This is a genomic window from Bradyrhizobium sp. Crot121, assembly GCF_059512385.1.
In genome coordinates this window covers 1-237 of sequence record NZ_JCAMOR010000584.1, presented here as the reverse complement: position 1 = coordinate 237, position 237 = coordinate 1, and the positions used below count along the sequence as shown (strand labels likewise).

1 protein-coding gene is annotated in these 237 nt (G+C 59.9%); it reads right to left on the bottom strand.

Annotation, left to right across the window (positions count from 1 at the left end; translation table 11 throughout):
* Positions 1-223, bottom strand: a 223-nt coding sequence (locus AC5ZGW_RS47985) for a reverse transcriptase domain-containing protein (protein WP_496114379.1), incomplete at its 3' end; no start/stop codon positions are given.
* Positions 224-237: the final 14 nt, after the last annotated feature.

Below are 237 nucleotides of genomic sequence, written 5' to 3'. Positions count from 1 at the left end.
GGCGGGTCTTGTCCGAATGGAGCGTCAGCGCGAATGCCTCAAACCGTTCACGCATCGCATCAAGGAAACGGCGAGCGTCGTCCTCATGCTCGAAGCCGGCCACCAGATCATCGGCGTAGCGCACGATAATCATATCGCCGTGAGCCTCTTGCCGTCGCCAGCGTTCGGCCCAAAGATCGAATGTGTAGTGCAGGTAAACGTTGGCGAGCAGCGGCGAAATCACCGATCCTTGCCCCG